The sequence below is a fragment of the Oceaniferula marina genome, from assembly GCF_013391475.1.
GTDB lineage: Bacteria > Verrucomicrobiota > Verrucomicrobiia > Verrucomicrobiales > Akkermansiaceae > Oceaniferula > Oceaniferula marina.
In genome coordinates this window covers 166347-184847 of record NZ_JACBAZ010000008.1, presented here as the reverse complement: position 1 = coordinate 184847, position 18501 = coordinate 166347, and the positions used below count along the sequence as shown (strand labels likewise).

At 53.2% G+C, this 18501-nt stretch carries 18 protein-coding genes; 8 read left to right on the top strand and 10 right to left on the bottom strand.

Features of this window, described 5'->3' with window-relative positions:
* Positions 1 to 109: 109 nt before the first annotated feature.
* The gene (locus HW115_RS16365) at positions 110 to 3001 is read right to left on the bottom strand and encodes a M16 family metallopeptidase (RefSeq protein ID WP_178934025.1); all 2892 of its coding nucleotides are present in this window, start codon (positions 2999 to 3001) and stop codon (positions 110 to 112) included.
* 241 nt (positions 3002 to 3242) lie between these two features.
* Between HW115_RS16365 and HW115_RS16360 the strand changes: the two genes are divergently transcribed.
* The 4 genes from HW115_RS16360 to sucD all read left to right on the top strand — a co-directional run bounded on the left by HW115_RS16360 (position 3243) and on the right by sucD (position 7207).
* Entirely contained in the window at positions 3243 to 4103 is an 861-nt protein-coding gene (locus HW115_RS16360; protein WP_319609408.1) for a polyphosphate polymerase domain-containing protein, read from the top strand.
* A 116-nt stretch (positions 4104 to 4219) separates the two neighbouring features.
* On the top strand, positions 4220 to 4927 hold the full coding sequence (locus HW115_RS16355; RefSeq protein WP_178934023.1) for a DUF4956 domain-containing protein: 708 nt from the start codon (positions 4220 to 4222) through the stop codon (positions 4925 to 4927).
* Positions 4928 to 5095: 168 nt separating this feature from the next.
* The gene (sucC, locus tag HW115_RS16350) at positions 5096 to 6280 is read left to right on the top strand and encodes an ADP-forming succinate--CoA ligase subunit beta (RefSeq protein ID WP_178934022.1); all 1185 of its coding nucleotides are present in this window, start codon (positions 5096 to 5098) and stop codon (positions 6278 to 6280) included.
* 36 nt (positions 6281 to 6316) lie between these two features.
* Complete coding sequence (sucD, locus tag HW115_RS16345; protein WP_178934021.1) at positions 6317 to 7207, top strand: succinate--CoA ligase subunit alpha; 891 nt, start codon at positions 6317 to 6319, stop codon at positions 7205 to 7207.
* Between the two features lie 57 nt (positions 7208 to 7264).
* On the opposite strand, the gene mgtE is transcribed toward sucD, so the two are convergent.
* From mgtE to rpsP, 3 genes are all read right to left on the bottom strand, one after another.
* Complete coding sequence (gene mgtE / locus HW115_RS16340; RefSeq protein WP_178934020.1) at positions 7265 to 8659, bottom strand: magnesium transporter; 1395 nt, start codon at positions 8657 to 8659, stop codon at positions 7265 to 7267.
* A gap of 63 nt (positions 8660 to 8722) precedes the next feature.
* A complete protein-coding gene (locus tag HW115_RS16335) occupies positions 8723 to 9310 on the bottom strand; it encodes an HAD family hydrolase (RefSeq protein ID WP_178934019.1) in 588 nt (195 codons plus the stop codon).
* 231 nt (positions 9311 to 9541) lie between these two features.
* The gene (rpsP, locus tag HW115_RS16330) at positions 9542 to 9799 is read right to left on the bottom strand and encodes a 30S ribosomal protein S16 (protein ID WP_178934018.1); all 258 of its coding nucleotides are present in this window, start codon (positions 9797 to 9799) and stop codon (positions 9542 to 9544) included.
* Between the two features lie 153 nt (positions 9800 to 9952).
* On the opposite strand from rpsP, the gene obgE reads away from it, so the two are divergent.
* The gene (gene obgE / locus HW115_RS16325) at positions 9953 to 11017 is read left to right on the top strand and encodes a GTPase ObgE (protein ID WP_178934017.1); all 1065 of its coding nucleotides are present in this window, start codon (positions 9953 to 9955) and stop codon (positions 11015 to 11017) included.
* A gap of 46 nt (positions 11018 to 11063) precedes the next feature.
* Here the strand turns inward: obgE and HW115_RS16320 are convergent, their stop codons facing one another.
* Genes HW115_RS16320 through HW115_RS16305 form a run of 4 tightly spaced genes read right to left on the bottom strand, consistent with a single transcriptional unit; the run spans position 11064 to position 13607 of the window.
* Positions 11064 to 11306 carry a DUF6868 family protein gene (locus tag HW115_RS16320; protein ID WP_178934016.1) on the bottom strand — a complete coding sequence of 81 codons (243 nt, stop codon included), beginning with the start codon at positions 11304 to 11306 and terminating at the stop codon, positions 11064 to 11066.
* Positions 11307 to 11353: 47 nt separating this feature from the next.
* Positions 11354 to 12118 carry a TatD family hydrolase gene (locus HW115_RS16315; RefSeq protein WP_178934015.1) on the bottom strand — a complete coding sequence of 255 codons (765 nt, stop codon included), beginning with the start codon at positions 12116 to 12118 and terminating at the stop codon, positions 11354 to 11356.
* Positions 12119 to 12144: 26 nt separating this feature from the next.
* A complete protein-coding gene (gene mnmH, locus HW115_RS16310) occupies positions 12145 to 13209 on the bottom strand; it encodes a tRNA 2-selenouridine(34) synthase MnmH (RefSeq protein WP_178934014.1) in 1065 nt (354 codons plus the stop codon).
* A 26-nt stretch (positions 13210 to 13235) separates the two neighbouring features.
* Complete coding sequence (locus tag HW115_RS16305; protein ID WP_178934013.1) at positions 13236 to 13607, bottom strand: hypothetical protein; 372 nt, start codon at positions 13605 to 13607, stop codon at positions 13236 to 13238.
* Between the two features lie 140 nt (positions 13608 to 13747).
* Between HW115_RS16305 and fabG the strand changes: the two genes are divergently transcribed.
* Together fabG and HW115_RS16295 are read left to right on the top strand one after the other, a co-directional pair.
* The gene (gene fabG, locus HW115_RS16300; protein ID WP_178934012.1) at positions 13748 to 14494 is read left to right on the top strand and encodes a 3-oxoacyl-[acyl-carrier-protein] reductase; all 747 of its coding nucleotides are present in this window, start codon (positions 13748 to 13750) and stop codon (positions 14492 to 14494) included.
* A 105-nt stretch (positions 14495 to 14599) separates the two neighbouring features.
* A complete protein-coding gene (locus HW115_RS16295; RefSeq protein WP_178934011.1) occupies positions 14600 to 15082 on the top strand; it encodes a SixA phosphatase family protein in 483 nt (160 codons plus the stop codon).
* A 408-nt stretch (positions 15083 to 15490) separates the two neighbouring features.
* On the opposite strand, the gene HW115_RS16290 is transcribed toward HW115_RS16295, so the two are convergent.
* Complete coding sequence (locus tag HW115_RS16290) at positions 15491 to 15898, bottom strand: septal ring lytic transglycosylase RlpA family protein (RefSeq protein ID WP_178934010.1); 408 nt, start codon at positions 15896 to 15898, stop codon at positions 15491 to 15493.
* Positions 15899 to 15964: 66 nt separating this feature from the next.
* Positions 15965 to 16327, bottom strand: coding sequence for a DUF2288 domain-containing protein (locus HW115_RS16285; protein WP_227021590.1), 363 nt, complete (start codon positions 16325 to 16327; stop codon positions 15965 to 15967).
* An 86-nt stretch (positions 16328 to 16413) separates the two neighbouring features.
* On the opposite strand from HW115_RS16285, the gene HW115_RS16280 reads away from it, so the two are divergent.
* Positions 16414 to 18426, top strand: coding sequence for a glycosyltransferase (locus tag HW115_RS16280; RefSeq protein ID WP_178934009.1), 2013 nt, complete (start codon positions 16414 to 16416; stop codon positions 18424 to 18426).
* The last annotated feature ends 75 nt before the right edge of the window (positions 18427 to 18501 follow it).

Below are 18501 nucleotides of genomic sequence, written 5' to 3'. Positions count from 1 at the left end.
ATTGGCCGCGTAGCAATACTAAACCCGCGGGAATCCGCGGGTTTTTTGAGTTTTGTCCGGGCTGGGGTGGGCCCGGGGCAATGAATGCCAGATGGGGATCTATCAATACCTATGGTTTTTCCGGGCTTTGGCCCGGGTTTTGGCCCGGGTTTTCGGGGATGATTTCGAAGCGGTAGGCATTGGTTTCACTGAGGTATTTCTTTGCCAGGGCATTGATTTCCTCAAGGGTGATGCTGGCGTAGTCCTGGTCTCGTTGACGCGCCCAATCGAGTCGGTAGGGTTGTTCTTGGGACTGTGACATGACGGTTCCGAGCCAGTAGCTGTTTTCTCGCAGGGTTTTCTTCAGCATGCTGAGTTTTGGTGTGAGTGCGCGGTTGAGTTCGTCCTCGGTGGCCCCTTTACTGGCGAGTTTTTGGCCGATCTCGAGAATGATTTTCCCTACGCGTTCTGATTGTTCCGGTTTTCCGGGGCTGACGGCGAGTAGGTAACCCAGGTCCTTGTAGGCAGCCTCGCTTTGGAAGCCTGAGTAAGGACTGTAGGCTTCACCCAGTTCCTCCCGGATTTTTTCCCGCATGCGGTTTGAGAGGATGGAGCTCAGGACGCCCATTCGGCGGGTGGCTTTGATGTCGCCGCTGCCGAGCCCCGGGCCTTTCCATACGACCATGGCAGCTCCGGTCGGGATCCGGCTCTCGAAGGTGTAGCGTTTGGTGGTTGGCGGTTCGGGGCGCTTGTCCAGCGTCCGTTCCTTATCGTATGCCGGCTTATCGACTTTGCGTTGAGGTAGGGCTCCGATGGTTCGGGAAAGAATGGGGATCAGGGTTTCCTGATCGAAGTCACCGATGATCGAGAGTTCCAGCGGGTCTTGTTTCAGTGAGGGGAGGACCCACTGTTTGACGTCATCGAGGCTGAGTTTCCGGGCTTTGTCTTCGGTGGGGATCACAAACCTTGGATCGTTGCCGTGGAGGTAGGCGTCGATTTTTTGCTGAGCTCCGGCCTGTGTGTGCTTCAATTGGGAGTAGAGCTTGGGAAGTTGCGCTTTGAACAGACGCTCTGCTTCCGGTCGGAGGCCGGGGTCGGTGAGGTAGGCACAGAGAAGTTGGAGTTGGAGTTCCAAATCATCCGGTGTGGTTGCTCCCGAGAGAACAAAGGCATCGTCGGTTACAGAGAACGAGACGCCGGCATTTTTTCCTGCGAGGATGCTGCGGAGGTCATCGCTGCTGTGTTTGCCCAACCCTCCGGCGATCAGGGTGGCCGAGGCAAACATGTCGAGCCCGGATTGATCGCGGGGCATGGTGAGCTTTCCTGGCCCCACGCGGGCGGTCATACTGACGGAGTTCTTGGTGAAGTCGGTTTTTTTCAGGTTGCACCGGCAGCCGTTGTGGAAGTGAAGTTGGGTGATGTCGAGGTCCTTGACATGTGTTTGTTTTTCGATGGTTCCAGTAGGGCCGAAGTCGGTGTAGCCGAAGCTGACACTGGCTTTTTTCTCCGGTGCTTTGACCGCAACGTTTTGACTCTTTTCGTAGAGCTTGAGCATTTCGATGTCTTCTTTTTCTGGCTTGGTATTGGTCGTAAGGACGAGAGTGACATCCTGGGTGCTCCAGAAGGATTTGAATGCTTCGTGGCATGTTTCCGGGGTAATCTTTTCCAAGTTGGCGTTGAGGATTTTCAGGTCATCTTCCGGGGTCGAAAAGACAGCGTTTTTGTGAACGTGTTTGGCGAGCGATGATGCTAGTGTGGGGGTTTTACGGCTTGGCGCTGCTTTGACCTGACGCTCGTAATAGTTTACCAAATTGGCTTTGGCTTCAGCGAGTTCGCTTTCGGTGAACCCGTGTTCCATTGCGCGTCGGAATTCTTGTTCGAGGACGGGGAGGGCGGCTTGCCACTGGTGGTTTTTTGCATCCACTGAAAGGCCTCCCATTTCAACGAAGTCGAAGAGGCTTTCTTTGAACGAGCCCCCTTTGGAGATGGTGGCCTTTTCTTTTTTTGCCAGTAGGGAGAACCGGCGGTCGATGATGGCATTGGCGAGGGCAAAGGGAAGTTTTTCTCCGCGGGTCGTCACGGTGTCCGGTTTTGCGGTGAAGGGTTTCAGCGCCAGCAGAGTGATGTCGGTGGTTGCGACTTCCTTGTCTCCGAGGACGAGGGTGCGAAATCCATGGTTTTTGGATACCTTGCCGAGGTCGGGAGATTTGCCTGCTTTTGCTGGCTGTTTCATACTTCCGAAGTTTTTGATGATGCGCTGCTCGGCTTTTTTGACATCGAAATCACCAACGTAGATGAAGGTCATCCGCTCCGGCACATAGAATTGCTCGTAGAAATCGGTGAAGGCGCTGCGAGGGGCTGATTTGATGATTTCTTCTGTTCCGATGGGGAAGCGCTTTGCCAGTTTGGCATCGGGGAGCAGGGAGTTGAATTGTTGCTCCATGAGGCGCATTTGGACGGAGTCCCGTGAGGTTTTCTCAGCGAGAATCACGCCTCGTTCTTTTTCGATCTCCTCATTGCGGAGGAATGCACCATCGCCGAAGTCGCGCATGACGTCGAAGCCGAGCTGCAAGGTGTCTTCCTCGTTATTGGGGAGGTCGAGCATGTAGACGGTTTCGTCAAAGGACGTGTAAGCATTGGCGTGGGCTCCGAAGGCGATTCCCAGGCGTTGCATTTTCGGGATGAGTTGGGATGAGTCCGGGAAGTGCTTGGATCCGTTGAACACCATGTGCTCAAGGAAGTGGGCGACGCCACGCTGGTCCTCCCGCTCCATCAGGGAGCCTGCTGCAATGTGTAGTCTCATACTGACCCGGCCCGGAGGGTCTTGGTTTGGCATGAGGATATACTTCATGCCGTTGGGGAGTTTGCCGTAAGTGACGTTTGCGTCCGGTGTGATATCGCTTTTATCCTGAGCCCAGACCGTTTGGTCTTGGGAATTGGCCTTGGCGTTTTGGGGGAGTGCCGGGACCGCCAGGATGGCGAGAGCTTGAAGTGAGGAGAGTAGGGTTCGGTTCATCTTCATAATGTGACTGCTTAGCGATGATCGCCAAGGTGATTGTTTGATTTTTTTTTATTGTCGTATCTGCACAAATAGTTACACTTTTTTTGAAAAGTTTCAGGATATGTGACGATTTTGTTGCATAAAACCCCTTCCTTAGGCGGCTTGGCTCGCTTCGCGGCTGGCTATGGGATTTTTATAGAGCAAGGGGACGAGCTCTAATAAACATTCTTCGATTCACCCTGAATAACTCTTACATTGACCTGTGTTTCCACGCGTAGATAGAACTGAATTCAAGTTTCTGATCCCTTTGTCTGTCAGAGATGAAGTGATTAATGTGGTTGAGCAGCATACGGGCTATGACGAGGAGGCTGGGGGGAGTTCCCAATATCCGATTATCAGCCAGTATTACGATAATGCCTTCCGCGACTGTTATTGGGAGAAGCAGAGGGGGCAAAAAAGCAGGAGGAAGTTGAGGATCCGGGTGTATGGTTCGAATGCCGGGGAGATGCCGCCCACGACATTTATTGAGGTGAAGCATAAGTGCGATGGCCGCGGCGTGAAGCGGAGGCTCAGGTTGCCGATGGAGGACGCCTTGGATTTGGCTGAGGGTAAAGTGGAGAAGATGCTGGTCGACGGGGGTAGGATGTCTCGCTATGAGCGGATGGTGGTGAATGAAATTCTGGGGTTGGTCGAGCAGCGGCAATTTAAGTTTTTGTGCACGATGCGTTATGACCGTCAGGCATTTGTCGGGGGGGAGGATGCTCCTGATTTGCGTGTGACCTTTGATACCGGGATTGCCTGTCGCTTTGAACAATTGGATTTGCAGGCGGATGATCAGCGCTTTCAACATTACCTTTTACCGGATGATCATTGCATCATGGAGGTGAAGACTTGTTCCGTGGTTCCGTCATGGCTCCGGGAGTTGATCGGAGCGAAGGCTCTTGTCCGCCGTGGATTTAGTAAGTTTTGTACCGCGCTTGAGCACCATGATCCTGTCATCCGGGAAGCCTGTTACGGCCCCAATACGGTCCCGTTTCCAGCCGATCACCCCATCAAAGGGCGGCGTCGACCCGTTGCTTATAATGATGAGATTCAGTCTGCCAGTGTGATTGCTCAAATATAATATGAGGTCATCGTGCAGATGAAAATGCTGGCATCTTTATCTTTATTTGATAGTTCTTCTCCGTTGATTTTATTCATCACCTACACACCCTGCAGATTCCAATCCTACCATTCACAATGCTCGCTTTCCTCGATTCTTTTTTTACTGATAATCCTTCCGCTCCAAGTGCTATAGAAATCATCATCGCTGTCTCTGTCAGTCTGGTGCTGAACCTCTTAGTGGCCTTGCTCTACAAAAGTACCTACCGTGGGAAAAGCTATTCTCAGGATTATGCTCATACGCTGGTGATCATCGGGACGGTGGTTACCATTATCATTCTGATTGTCCGAGGTGAAGGGGGAGGTCAGATTGCATTTGGTATGTTTGCCGCCTTTTCCATTATCCGGTTCAGGAGAAATATGAATCAGGCGAGGGACCTTGCCTTTATCTTTGTCTCCATGGCAACCGGTTTATCCGTGGGCGCCTTGCCGTTAAGTCAGCTTTGGTTGGCTGTGGTTCTGTTGGCTATTGTTGGTCTTGCGGTGGTTCTTTTGGCCAAAGGGGATTTGTTTGCCCCTACACGAGTGAGCCATAATCTCCGGGTCCGGGTCACCAACGACATTAATTATGACGAGGTTTTTGCTCCGATTTTCGCCCAGTATACCGAAGATGTTAGCTTGCGCAGTGTGGAATCATCCCAGGCTGGCATGATGACGGAATTACGGTATGGCGTGACCTTGAGTGATTCCCGCAAAATTGCCGAGTTCATGGAAAAGATGCAGGTGGCATGTGGAAATAACCGTGTGCTTCTAACCACATTGCGAGGGAATGATCTCGGAGTGTAGTTTTTTCTAATGTAACCCATTCGGATGGAAATATAGGATGGGATATAGCGGGTTGTTTCAAATATAGACAAAGGGTTTAAATGTAGACAGTTGACATGTTTTCATCTTGACCTCGTGATAGTGGATCTCTAGTTTCCCCACGTTCGCGCCAGATGGCGTATGAGTCCTATGAATATCCATGAATATCAGGCGAAGGAGCTGTTCGATCAATTTGGTGTTGCCAGCCCTGACGGGCAGGTAGCTGCGACAGCAGAAGAAGCGGAATCAGCAGCACGAGCTCTCGGAGGAGGGAAGGTGGTTGTTAAATCTCAGGTCCATGCAGGAGGTCGAGGGAAAGGGACATTTAAAAACGGATTTCAAGGTGGAGTTCATTTGGTGAACTCTCCGGAAGAGGCAGCGGATGTGGCCGGTAAGATGATTGGTCAAACTTTGGTGACCAAGCAGACGGGGGACGCTGGTAAGCTGGTCGGCAAGGTGATGGTGGGAGAAGCCATTGCGTATGATCGCGAGTTGTATTTGGCCATTTTGATGGATCGTGAAAGTTGCCGCCCAGTGGTGGTTGCTAGTACGGAAGGTGGGATGGATATCGAGGATGTGGCTGAGAGCACTCCGGAAAAAATCGTTCGTCAGTTTATTCATCCTCTGGCGGGCTTGCAGCCATACGATGTGCGCAAGTTGGCCAAGGGTTTGGCCTTGGAGGGGAATCAGGCGAAGTTGTTTGGTAAGTTGTTAGCCAACCTATACAAGTTGTTTATTCAATGCGACTGTTCGATGGTTGAGATCAACCCGTTGGTGGTGACGACAGATGGTCGGATTATGGCTCTGGATGCCAAGTTTGGGTTTGATGACAACGCCTTGTATCGTCATCCCGAAGTTGTGGCCTATCGTGACACGGATGAGGAGGACCCACGTGAAGTGGAGGCTGCCAAGCATGATTTGAATTACATCGGCCTTGATGGAGACATTGCTTGTTTGGTGAATGGTGCCGGTTTGGCAATGGCAACGATGGATATCATCAAACATTGCGGAGGAGAGCCCGCCAATTTCCTCGATGTTGGAGGTGGGGCGAGTAAAGAGCAGGTATGCGCAGCCTTTAAGATTATTTTAGGTGACCCCAACGTGAAGGCGATTCTTGTGAATATTTTCGGTGGGATTATGCAGTGCGATATCATTGCCGAAGGCATTCTTGCCGCGGCCCAGGAAACCGGCTTGAGCATTCCGCTTGTTGTCCGCCTTGAGGGCACCAATGTTGAACTTGGCCGCAAGATTATTGCCGAGTCTGACCTCGATGTGATTCCGGCTGAAAGCCTCAACGATGCCGCGCAGAAGGCTGTTGCTGCAGTTTCTGCCTAATCATCTTTTTACCCATTACTAACTACAAATTTTAAGATGTCTATTTTAGTTGATGAAAACACCAAGGTCCTTGTTCAGGGGATCACCGGAGGTTTTGGCGGAAAACACGCCCAGTTGAGTCTCGATTACGGAACTCAGATCGTTGCCGGGGTAACTCCTGGAAAAGGGGGGCAGGTATTCGGCGAAAAAACGCCGGTATTTGATACGGTATCCGAGGCCGTAAATGAAACCGGAGCGACGGTTTCTGCTATTTTTGTCCCACCTCCATTTGCTGCGGATGCGATTCTTGAAGCGGTTGATGCGGATCTGGATCTCGTGGTTTGTATCACTGAGGGGATTCCCGTTGCCGACATGATGCGGGTCAAGGAAGTGATGCGCGGTGGTAAGACCCGCTTGATCGGGCCGAACTGTCCGGGCGTGGTGACTCCAGGGCGCGGCGAGGGCTCCCACGGTGGGTGTCGGATTGGCATTGCTCCGGGATACATTCACAAACGGGGAAATGTCGGAGTGGTTTCACGCTCCGGAACCTTGACCTATGAAGCGGTTTATCAGCTGACGGAGCTTGGATACGGACAGAGCACCTGTGTGGGTATCGGAGGAGACCCGATCAATGGTACCTCACATCTCGATGTGCTGAAGATGTTTAATGAGGATCCGGAGACGGAGGCTATTATCATGATTGGTGAGATTGGCGGTAATGCCGAGGCTGAAGCTGCACGCTGGGCCAAGGAACATTGCTCCAAACCTATTGCCGGCTTTATTGCCGGGGCTACAGCTCCTCCTGGACGCCGCATGGGGCATGCCGGAGCCATTGTCGGTGGTGCCGATGATACCGCGGAAGCGAAAAAGGCAATCCTCAGGGAGTGTGGTATTGCGGTGTCGGAGACGCCGTCGGATATGGGTAAGACCTTGGTTGGGATGCTCTAAACCCCCAACCCCGATGGAGTATCATAGGTCCTATAAAGGCTATAGGACCACCATTGATTAAAGCCCGAGGATGGTTCGGGCCGCGGTGAAGTAGATCACCATGCCAAAAATGTCGACCAGGGTGGTGATGGCCGGGGCCGCAACCACGGCGGGGTCCAGTTTGATGGCTCGTGCTCCGATGGGTAATAATGCACCTGACAGGGTGGAAACGGCAATCTGAACGGCCAAAGAGACCGACACCGCGAGGGCGAAGATGGTGTAGGAGATTCCTTCAGGGAGTTGAGGGTTGAATGCCGGCAGGATGAAGATCGTAATTGCTGCTATGCTGGCCCCCATGATCAGTCCGAGTAGGAGTCCGAGGCTCAGTTCCTTGAGGATGACTTTGAACGTTGATCCGGGTTCAAGTTCACCCAAGGACATGGCGCGGATGACCATGGTGGCTGCTTGACCTCCGGTGTTTCCCCCTGCGGCGACCACCATTGGAAGGTAGAGAGCCAGCAGGAAGATACTGCTTAGCACATGTTCAAACCTGAGCATGACATACCCAGAGGAGATCGCCAGGACGGCCAGAACGAACAACCATGGAAAGCGGCGTTTGAAATGGGTGCCGATGGAGGTGTTGAGGTAGGTCTCTTCCGATGTCTCGCCGGCAATACCCGACATTTTTTCAATGTCCTCGGTGGACTCCTCTTCCAGAATTTCCAATACGTCATCGTGGGTGATGATACCGAGCAGGTGGTTGAATTCGTCAACGACAGGCAGCACCGTCATGTCGTATTTAGAGAACATCTGGGCGGCTTCTTCCTGGTCGGCGGTGGCGAGAATGGTGATATCCACCTCCTGCATGATCTCGGTGATCGGGGTGTCCCAAGGGCTGAATGTCAGGTGGCGCAGGCGGACTTTGCCCATCAAGTGACCTTGATCATCGACTACGTAGATCCGGGCGAGGGATTCGGTGGAGTTGATGTCATCGCGCAGGACCTCGAGCACCTGCTTGACGGTCATGTCCGAGGTGATTCGGGCGACCTGGGTGGTCATGCGCCCACCGGCGGTGTCTTCGTCGTAGCGCATCAGGCTGCGCGTGGCCTCCATGTCTTCGGGCTGGAGCAGCGCGAGGTAGCGCTGTCTGGCTTCGGCGCTGACGTCTTGAAGGATGTCGGCCCGGTCGTCATCGAGGAGTTGGCCGAGGATATCTTGTTGAGCTTTGGCGTCGAAGCGTTCGAGGGTTTCCTCGATTAAGGTGTCGGGCAGCTCGGCGAGAATCTCGGGAAAGCGATCGATGCTGATATGTGCGGTGAAGAACGAGCGTTCTTCGTCATCCAGGTTTTCGAAGACGGCGGCAAGGTCGGCGTAGTGGAGTTCTTCGGCCGCTTTGAGGAAGCCCTCGACGTTACGGGACTCCACTGCGGCTTCCAGCGCTTCGATATCCAGTATGATGCTATCTTCCGGCATGATTATCTTTTACTCGTCAAAATGGAAAAACCAACCTCGAAACTCAGAAATTGTTTGGGGCGATTAGAGTGTATCCAGCCACGTCAGAAATGCCTGGTGCTGATCAGCTCGGTATGTGTGGCAGAGCAGGCCGGCTTGTTTACCTCCTTCGGTGTTGGCCGGGAGGTCATCGATATAGGCGGTTTTCCCTGGTGTCAGCCCATAGGTTTCGATGGCAAGTTTGTAGATTTCGGGTTCGGGTTTGATATGTCCGGTTTGGTAGGAGTAGATTCCGCCTGAAAACTTGTTGAAGATCGGGTAGTGGAGGCGGAGGTGGTCGAGGTGGGCACTCTGGATGTTGGAAAAAAGAAGCAGTCGGTGGCCGCTGGCGTGAAGAGCGTCAATGCTTGCCCACATGGCCTCGTTCGGGCTGAAAATGTCGGTCCATGCCTGCATGAAGGAGTCCAATTCCTCGGGGATGCCGAGGGTTTCTGCGGCCCAAGGAAAATATTCGTCGGCATTGATGCGGCCGGCTTCGAATTCGTCCTTGCGTTCGAGTAGCTCGTTGAGGCGGGTTTCGGGGTTGGCGATATGGTCCGGGATGAGGCGTTTGAGGGAGGGGATAAAATCAACACCCACGATGACATTGCCGATATCAAACAGAAAATCCATACACGGATTTTGCGTCAGATTTTTAAAAATGAACAGGCTTTCTTGATGTCATTTTGAATGGGGGGGGCAACCGTCCATTCGGGAGGGGTAAGTTGGGCGTGTGCTCTTGCCGAATCCTCTCCACCGACTGGCTTCCGAGGCGGGAAGGGGGGGTACATAGAAAACGCGCCGACTTCAGGAAAGTCGGCGCGGAAACAAACGCGTTATGAATAACGCACAAGAAAAGAAAGCTTAGGCTTCGGCCTGCATGGCTGCCTTGCGTGCCTTTTTGATGATGTCGCGAACGGTGTCGCTTGGCTGGGCTCCTTTGGAGATCCAGTTATCGGCTTTTTCGACATCGAGGGTGAAGTTGACGCCATCCTCCATGGGGTTGTAGGATCCGATTTGCTCGATATAGCGGCCGTCACGGCGCTTGCGGCTGTCAACGGCAACGATCTTGTAGAACGGGCGATCCTTGGTGCCTTGGCGGTTGAGTCTGAGAGTAAGCATGGTAAAAATGGGTTAAGCCTGTGCGGCGGGGCGGGAAATTGTACGATGAACGCCGGTTTGCCAAGCGAAAAATCGCCTTTTTTTATCGATTTCGTATTTCCATCGTGAGAATTGCTGCTATGAAATCCGTCCAGCCCGGATGGGCAGACACGTATGTTTATTGATCATATCAGGATAGTTGCCGCTGCAGGAGACGGTGGAAATGGAGTTGTTCATTTTCGCAGGGAGAAATTTAAGCCAAAGGGAGGACCCGATGGTGGCGATGGCGGGAACGGAGGATCGGTCATTCTCAGGGTGGATCCGGCGGTGGATAACCTGAAGGCGTATTCTTATGATCCGAAGCTGATCGCCAAGCGCGGTGAGCACGGCGGAGGAAATCGTAAACATGGCCGTAGTTCCAAGGATAAAATTGGCAAGGTTCCTCCCGGAACCGTGGTCTACCGAAGCAATGCCACAACGGTGGCCGAGGCGGTTGAGCTGGAGCGCAGTGAGGAGGGGATTGACCTCGAACCGATTGCCGACTTGACCGAGTATGGTGAGGAGTTTGTCCTGTGCGCCGGTGGAAAAGGAGGCAAGGGCAACTGGCACTATAAAACCTCGACGAACCAAGCCCCTGAAGAGCATACCCTGGGCACGGAAGCCGAGCTCGGTGTGTTTTATTTAGAGCTCCGACGGATTGCGGATGCCGGTATGGTTGGATTCCCGAATGCCGGGAAATCGACGCTGGTCAGCAAGCTGTCCGCAGCCTCTCCCAAGATTGCCAATTACCCGTTCACGACCTTGAACCCGATGGTGGGAGTGGTCGAGTTTCCCAAATTTCGTCGATGCACGGTGGCGGACATCCCGGGTTTGATTGAAGGTGCCCACGAAAACCGAGGGCTTGGCCATGAGTTTTTGCGGCATATCACGCGTTGCCGTCTGCTTTTGTTTGTCATTGATATGGCAGGCAGTGAAGGGCGGGACCCCATTGAGGATCTTCAAACCTTGCGTACTGAGATCAAGATGTATGACGAGGACGTGTCCAAGTTTGAGTGGTTGGTGGTCGCTAATAAAATGGATCTTGAGGGGGCAGAGGAGAACCTTGAGGTTTTCCGACAGCGCTTTCCCCAACTGACGATTGTGCCTCTGTCAGCTGACACTGAGGAGGGGCTTGAAGGACTGCGTCAGGAATTGGACCAGCGGGTGGGATACCGTAGGGACAAGGGCGCAAGTTCGTAGAGGTCTGGCCGCAGGTCTCGCTGCGGCGGACTCGTGGCGAGGTGCCTTATTGGATGATCAATAATACCAGCCAGGGGACCAGAGCAAACGTAAGGAAGATGATTTTATACAGTCCTAGAAATCCATAGAGGACGGCGCTGAGCTGTTCGCGTGAGATGGAAAACATCTTGCTGTGCACGCGGAAAATCAGGTTAGGCGCAAAGAGGATCATCAGGGTGCTGTAGACTAAAATGCCTCCGTGAATGACGGTGGACCACATGAAGAATTGAGTCAGGGTGTCTAAGTTCATGGTCGTAATGATGGGGGTGATAGAAGATCACCGTGGCTCGGATAAAATCAACCGAGAAAGAATCGTTGGAAATTTTCCATACACTGTGAGGTATCAAGGAATTCTGAGATTCCTGACATGGCATAGGCCAGATTGGCAGGGTGGTTGAGGCCTCCGGGAAGAGGATGGCTTGTCCAGATGCTTGGTGGGGACATATCCGGAGCGTCGGATTCGATCAGGAGTCGGTCCGCTGGCACCTGCTGGAAAATCTGGCGTGATTTCTCTTTGCCGGGGTGCAGGATGGTCAGCGGGCAGGAAAAATAGGCTCCCAGTTTGGTCAGTCGTGGGATGAGTTCGGCGGAGCCTCCGTATGAGTGCATCAGGAACCCGCGTTGGGGGAGTTTCTGGGATTCCAAGATGTCGACCATGGCTCCCCAGGCGCGGACGCAGTGGATTGAAAGTGGCAAGTTTCTCGCCTCTGCCAACTGTAACTGATGGGTGAAGGTCGATAGTTGAAGCTGGAAATGGGAGCGATGGCGGGCTCGGTCCAGGCCGCATTCGCCGATGCCGGCCGTCGGGTGCAGGTCGAGCATGCGGACGAGTTGGTCCGACCAGTCGGCTGGTGCCTCATCCACATACCATGGGTGCAGTCCAAAGCTTGGTATGAGTTGTTGTGGGTGCTGGCGGGAGAGTTCGCTGACGTATCCCCAGTCGTTGGGGCTGGTTCCATTGATAACAGCACGGGTGACGCCGGCCTGAAACATTTCCTCAATCACTCGGCTGCGGAGCTCTCCGAAGCGTTGGCTTTGCAGGTGGTTGTGGCTATCGAACATGGCGATCCGCTAAGTGTCCTGTGGCTTCAACGCCTTGTTGCCACTTGGACCAATTCGTCTGCGGCACTCTGCAGGGAGGTATGTGAAAAATCCGGTAGTTCAATCTCGGCCGAGGGTGCCGGGTAGTTTGATTTTTCCTCACCTGCCTGACGGTAGGCGAGGTCGTAGTGGTTGACCAGAATGGAGGCGACGAAGTCGGGCCATTGTTGCTTATCGATTTGCTCTTGCCATTCGCGGATTTGGTCGTGACCTCTAAGCTTGATGAGTTTATCGAGCAGGGACTTCAGGTCTTGCGGGGAGCGGGTGAAATACGGGTAATCATCGAGTAGGAATGCCGCACGGTGCTTGAGTGGTAGGCTGATGCTGACGACCTGGCTTTGCGCCAGTTTTTTCCAGAGTGCCGGAGGGCAATGCAGCTTGCCGATGCGATTGCTCTCGGATTCGGTGAAGATCGGCTGTGAGGGGTCGAACTCCGAGAGTGTTTTCCAGAGTTTGGTTTCGAAGTGTTTTTGGCTGGGTTGGTAGGTGTCCGGGGGGAGGCCGAGGATGGACCCTTTATGTTTGGCGAGTCCCTCGAGGTCGAGCACCTGGGCGCCACGGGCTTGCAGGGTTTTGAGCAGGCGGGTTTTGGCCACGCCGGTGGGTCCTGCGAGCACGGTGAGTTGGAGTTCCGGGTGTTCCAGGATGTGTTCGAGTTCTCGACTGGAGAATGTTCGGAATGCCTTGTAGCCGCCTTCGAGCACGCGAGCCCTCCAGCCGATCGAGCGCATGACGTGTGCCAGAGAGTTCGACCTCATGCCTCCTCGCCAGCAATGAACCAGAGGGGCGTAGGATTTATCTTTTTCGGCGAGGTGATCGGACAGGTGGCGGGCAATATTGGCAGAGATCAGCCCTGCGCCCAGTCTGCGGGCTGCAAAGGGGCTGGTTTTGTGCAGCGTTCCAATCTTGCGCCGTTCGTCGTCGTTGAGGACCGGAAGATTGATGGCTCCCGGGAGATGGTCTTCTGAAAACTCCGACGGGGAGCGTACGTCGATGATCTCGGTGAATTCACGGAGATCGTGGGGAAGTTTGATGGTTTCGACGTGGTGCATGAACCCCGGCGGGGTGAAGGGTCGGTTTATTTCGTTTCAGTCACCTTGGCTTTGACGCTGAACGTGGGGCGGTGTTTCGCCAGATAGACAGAGCAGAGCCCGAGGGTCAGGATGAGAACCCATGCGGTGAAGCCGTTGATGACACTCTTTTTAGCCAGCACGAGGAATCCTCCGAAGGCAACCCAGATGAGTAGTTTGAGGATGATCCAGATCGGAAAACCATGGTTCATGACGGCTTGCATGCCAAATCCGCTGACGAGAATCAACAGTAGCCCGACGCCGTGTAGCATGGCGGCTCCCTTGTTGTAGTTTTTGCCAATGAAAAGAGAGCCAAAGGCATACAACAGGGTGAAAATGCCTGCGAAGTGGAGGAGACGGTAGATTTCGAATTTGGACATGGTTCAATATAGGGTTTGATGCAGCGTAAGATCGTGCGGAGACGAGTTATGTGGAATTATTGCCGTCAGGTAAACTTAATAATTGGCTTAGGACATTGTTTTCAGTTGGCAGGGCGGGTATTCGCGGGCAGGATGCGCGCATGGCACGTTTTACAGATAAAGTTGCAGTCGTGACCGGCGCAGGCCGGGGAATTGGATTGGAAATTGCCAAGGCCTTTGTCGCTGAAGGTGGCAAGGTGGCGGTAGTGAGCCGGAGTGAGAGTAGTTGTGGTGCCGCCGCAGAGGCGATCAATGCGGAGACTCCCGGAGCAGCCAAGGCTTATGCGGTGGATGTTGCGGATTATGATGCTGTGCAGGAGCTTGGCAAGCAGGTGATCGCCGATTTTGGAGGAGTCAATATTATCGTTAACAATGCCGGAGTGACCCGTGACGGGTTGCTGATGCGGATGAAGGATAGCGATTGGGATTTGGTGCTCAACACCAACCTCAAAGGGGCCTTTAACACGGTGAAAGCCTTTCAACGGCCCTTGATGAAGGCTGCAGATCCGCGGATTATCAACATCAGTTCCGTGATTGGCCTGATGGGGAATGCGGGCCAAGCCAATTATGCCGCGAGTAAAGCGGGCCTCATTGGTTTCACCAAATCCGTGGCTCGTGAACTCGCAGGGCGCAAAGTGACCTGCAACGCGATTGCTCCCGGCTTTATTGTCACCGACATGACGGATGAATTGAATGATGCTCAGAAAGAGGGCATCGTGGGGAACATTCCTCTCAAGGAGATGGGGCAACCTGAAGATATTGCCACATTAACGCTCTTCCTCGCAAGTGCTGAGGCTCGTTATATTACCGGCCAGGTGATCGCCAGTGACGGCGGGATGACCATGTAAGATCTGCTTGGGCGACCCGACTCGTCGGGCGAAACATGGTAGCATGGGCCTTGGTGAAACATCCACCAAGGTCTGCATCACCCATTGAACTTAAATAATGCAATCATGGAACTACTATTGATACGCCACGCTCAGGCTGAGTCCCATCGTTTTGACGATGCTGCTCGGGTCTTGACGGAAAAGGGAGAACTCCAAGCCCGCAGTGTGGGGGAGTTTCTCAAAAAAAATAAACTGCTTCCGGAGGTGACGCTGGCCAGCCCGCTGATCCGGGCAAAGCAGACCGCTGAGATTTTTTGTGATGTTTGCGGCTTGGACGCACCGGTGATCGAACCGTGGTTGGCCTGTGGGATGCGTCCCAACCGAGCCGCGGCTGAACTGAAGGCCTACGCTGAGTTCGAGCGTGTGGCGATCGTTGGGCACGAGCCGGATTTTTCCTATCTCGCCGAATGGTTGCTGGGTTGCGAAGCCGGTGGCATACACGTTCGCAAGGCCTCGGTGATTCAGATCAGCGATGTTCGCCCGCCATCTCAAGGCGGCTACCTGCAGATGCTGGTCCCAGCCAAGGTGCACCGAGCGGTATCCGAATAAGCGCGTGCACGCAGCAGAGCGACGAGCCCTAAGACAACTTTTAGGCTGTCGGTAGGCAGGCGATCAGTGTGTCGACACGTCTGCCTGGGCTTAGTCGAGAGATGGCTGCTTTGCCGAGATGCAACAGCATCAGGCTCAAGCATTCCCGTCTGTTTTGCTGATCTTATGCGCAAGACGGGAACCCGTCGTTTATACCATTCTCCCGGTTATTTTATCGGAATGGACAAATAGTGAAGAGCTTGAGGTGGAAGCTAGTCAGCGTAGCTGATGGGAATGAAAAGCGGTATTTCTTTGGCTTGATTTCGGCGTTTTTCCTCAGTCATGTAGCTCGCTACATTCCTTTGTCACGCCTTGAACTCAAGGCCAAACGAACACCGCCATTCCGACAAACGAACCACTCAAATGGTATTAGTCTTCGAGGACTTCGACTTTGCAGTGGACTACGCCGGTTCTGATGAAATCGAGTTTTTTGGCGGCCCCTTTGGTGACGTCAATGACTCGGCCCTTGATGTATGGCCCGCGGTCGGTGATTTTAACCACAACGGACTTGCCGTTACGCTTATTGGTGACGCGCACTTTGGTGCCCATGGGCAGGGTTTTGTGGGCCGCTGTCATGGCATGGTCCTTGAGAGGAATGCCACTCGCGGTATGGGTCCCTCCGTTGCACTTGATTTCATACCAAGATGCCTTGCCGTGCTCGGTCTTGAGCACTTTGGCTTCTTTGTCTTTATCAGGTGCGGTCTTGTTTGTTTTAGCGACGCTGGGCGTCAAAAACATCAAGGAGGCGGTGCTGAGAAGTAATGGAAGTTTCTTCATGGCGGAGGGGCCTATCGACGCTAAGTCGCTGCATGTCAAGGACGACTCCCGAAAAAAAAGAACTTTTTACGTCTTTTGAACCGGCTGCATCAAGACAAATGGGGATACGACGAGGGCGTTGAAGGTTTCGGGGTTTTTCTTCCACCATTCGACATGTAATTCGGATGGCTTAACTAGATCTCCCGATTTGAGCCATGTTTCGACCGCTGCTTTGTTGTCGTCTGCCAGTGCCTGTCCCACCTCGGTCAGGCTGAGCGAGGGGTCGACGTAGATGAGGGCACCTGAATCAAAATGAGGCTGTAAATACTCCCAGTCGACCGTTCCGGTATACTTCTCGAGTCGCTCCGGCGTGCTTTGTTTGTCATCACCGAGGATGCCGTAGTTCATCGACTCGGCAGCAGTATGTTGATGTTCAGGGTCTTGGTTCATCGTTGTGTGGCGAAACTGATACACTGTCACATGCGTCGTCAATGTCGGACTGTGGCTTAATAGCTGCGGAATATTAGAAAAAGAAGATGAGAATTGAAATTGTAACGGATACATATCGACCGGACGTGAACGGAGTGGCCATGACGCTGGGGAAATTGGTGGATGGATTACGTGCCAGAGGCCACCTGGTCTACGTGCTGCATACAGCCCCTGAAGAGGGGCAAGGGGAAGTGAAGCTGCAGTCATTGCCTCTGCTCGGCTATCCCGAAGTTCGGTTCGGGTTTCCCAAAAAGGGCAAATTGCTCAAGCGATGGCAGAAAAAACGTCCGGATGCCCTGTATGTGGCGACTGAGAGTCTGCTTGGCTTTTCGGCCATGAAGGTGGCCCGTCGTTTGGGGATCCCCACCATTGCTGGGTTTCACACCAATTTTCACCACTACATGAAGCAATATCATCTAGGAAAGATGCAGAATGCCGCACTGGCATACTTGCGGCGGGTGCATGACATGGCGAACTGCACCTTGGTTCCCTCGGAGGATGTGAAGTCGATGTTGGAGCGTGATGGTTTTAACAATATCAAGCTCATGGGGAGAGGGGTGGATACCACCTTGTTTTCGCCGGACAAACGGTCTGCAGAGTTGCGTATGCGTTGGGGGGCGAGACCTTCGACACCGGTTGCCATGGTGGTGGGGCGTCTGGCTCCGGAAAAGAATCTGGAGTTGGCAATGGAGGCGTTTCGGATGATGCGGCAGAAAGTGCCCGATATGCAGTTTGTTGTTGTTGGCGGAGGCCCGATGCGTGATCGGCTGAAACAGGAACATCGGCATGTGCATTTTGTAGGTGTGCAGCAGGGGACGGCTTTGGCGACTCATTACGCCTCGGCGGATATTTTGCTCTTTCCGAGTGAAACCGAAACCTTTGGCAATGTTTTGTTGGAAGGGATGGCGAGTGGCATGGTTACTGTTTCCTACAACTATGCAGCGGCCAGGCAGCATGTCGTGGATGGTGTCAACGGTTTGGTCGCAACCAAGGGGGATGCGTTTGAGTTCTTGCAAAAAGCCGAACAAGCGGTGGATTTGAGAGGCTTGAATCATTTGCGGCAACGTGCTTGCCGTGATACGCAAAAATTAGGGTGGAATGAAATCACTCGTCAGTTTGAATCCCATCTGCAAGAGGTCATCCGGCAAAATGGTAGAGGGAAGCAGTCGAGCAAAACCAGAAAGCCGATGAATGTGAGGACTCTATTTTTATCGGACCTGCATTTGGGGTCACACGACAGCAAGGCCCGGGAGGTGGTTGACGTTCTCAAGCATACCCGATGCGAGAAGGTGGTGCTCAATGGTGATATTATCGATGGTTGGGCGCTGAAGCGCGGGAGCAAGTGGAAAAAGATCCACACCCGGGTGGTTCGAATGCTGCTCAAGAAAATGGAAAAAGAGGAATCGGAAGTGGTGTATTTGCGTGGCAATCACGATGATTTTCTTCAGCAATTTCTGGCAATGGAGTTAGGTCGCTTGCGTTGCCGGAATGAAATCGTTCATGTGGCTGCTGACGGACGCAAGTTTCTCGTGCTTCACGGAGATGGCTTTGATGCGGTATCCACGGATTTCAAATGGATGGCGGTGTTAGGTTCTTTTGGTTACGATGCCTTGTTGCGCTTCAACCGTGTTTATAACCGGTACCGAAGCTGGAGAGGGAAGGAGTATTACTCCGTAAGTAAGGCGATTAAAGGTAGGGTGAAATCAGCGGTGAACTTTGTGGGCAAATACGAAGAAAAACTTGTCGAACTGGCGGTGAAGCGAAATTGCGACGGCATCATCTGCGGCCATATTCATACCCCGGCGGATGAGGTGATCGATGGCGTTCACTATCTGAACAGTGGCGACTGGGTGGAGACCCTTAGCTGTGTGGTGGAACATCACGATGGTCGGATGGAAGTGCTGTATTATCACGACTTTCTTGAACGCACCCGGAAAAATCAAGATCCGGAAATTGATGTCATCGAGCAGAAGTTGCCCGAGCAAGAATGGGAGGTTTCCGGAGGCCTGTTTGATCGCGACCGGATCGAGGAAGATGAGAAAATGGGGCTGTTTAGTTAGCTTTTCGCTTGTCGGGAATGAAGCGTCGGTGCGGGCTGAGGTATGCCCTACTTTTCTGCGTGCCATATGCGGATG